An 888-nucleotide genomic window follows, 5' to 3' on the forward strand; every position below is an offset into this window, starting at 1 on the left:
TAAAAATTTGGTGGAGCCTAGCGGGATCGAACCGCTGACCTCCTGCGTGCAAAGCAGGCGCTCTCCCAGCTGAGCTAAGGCCCCAAATGGTCGGGAAGACAGGATTTGAACCTGCGACCCCCTGGTCCCAAACCAGGTGCTCTACCAAGCTGAGCCACTTCCCGTTCTTGTTTAAAATAACCTGTGAATCTCTTCGTTAGCTGAGTATATAATGGCGCGCCCGAGAGGAGTCGAACCCCTAACCTTTTGATCCGTAGTCAAACGCTCTATCCAATTGAGCTACGGGCGCTTATGGTGCCGAGGGCCGGACTTGAACCGGCACGATAGTCACCTACCGCAGGATTTTAAGTCCTGTGTGTCTGCCAATTCCACCACCCCGGCTAGACTAGATTAATTGTTTAATGCTCTAATGGAGCGGAAGACGAGATTCGAACTCGCGACCCCCACCTTGGCAAGGTGGTGTTCTACCACTGAACTACTCCCGCATTAAATTAAACAATTAACGGACTATTTTTATTTCAAAAGATAAATTGGTGCGGGTGAAGGGAGTCGAACCCCCACGCCCGAAGGCACTAGATCCTAAGTCTAGCGCGTCTGCCAGTTCCGCCACACCCGCAAATTTATTTTTGAAAATGGTGAGCCATGAAGGACTTGAACCTTCGACCCTCTGATTAAAAGTCAGATGCTCTACCGACTGAGCTAATGGCTCTAAAATTAAAAATCTGGTGCTGGCCAGAGGACTTGAACCCCCAACCTACTGATTACAAGTCAGTTGCTCTACCAATTGAGCTAGGCCAGCAAAATGGTGGAGGATGACGGGTTCGAACCGCCGACCCCTTGCTTGTAAGGCAAGTGCTCTCCCAGCTGAGCTAATCCTCCATATAATAA

Annotated in this window: 9 tRNA genes; all 9 read right to left on the minus strand. The window is 50.0% G+C overall.

The window, feature by feature from the left end:
- Positions 1-8: 8 nt before the first annotated feature.
- Positions 9-84, minus strand: a tRNA-Ala gene (locus tag QA612_RS22420).
- A 3-nt stretch (positions 85-87) separates the two neighbouring features.
- Positions 88-164, minus strand: a tRNA-Pro gene (locus tag QA612_RS22425).
- A 48-nt stretch (positions 165-212) separates the two neighbouring features.
- Positions 213-289 (minus strand) — tRNA-Arg (locus QA612_RS22430).
- Positions 290-292: 3 nt separating this feature from the next.
- Positions 293-381: transfer RNA gene (locus QA612_RS22435), tRNA-Leu, on the minus strand.
- Between the two features lie 29 nt (positions 382-410).
- Positions 411-485, minus strand: a tRNA-Gly gene (locus QA612_RS22440).
- A gap of 46 nt (positions 486-531) precedes the next feature.
- A tRNA-Leu gene (locus tag QA612_RS22445) sits at positions 532-616 on the minus strand.
- A 17-nt stretch (positions 617-633) separates the two neighbouring features.
- A tRNA-Lys gene (locus QA612_RS22450) sits at positions 634-709 on the minus strand.
- A gap of 14 nt (positions 710-723) precedes the next feature.
- Positions 724-799, minus strand: a tRNA-Thr gene (locus tag QA612_RS22455).
- A gap of 4 nt (positions 800-803) precedes the next feature.
- Positions 804-879, minus strand: a tRNA-Val gene (locus QA612_RS22460).
- Between the last annotated feature and the right edge of the window lie 9 nt (positions 880-888).

Origin of the sequence: Evansella sp. AB-P1, from assembly GCF_029688925.1 — a bacterium.
Taxonomy (GTDB): domain Bacteria; phylum Bacillota; class Bacilli; order Bacillales; family Salisediminibacteriaceae; genus Evansella.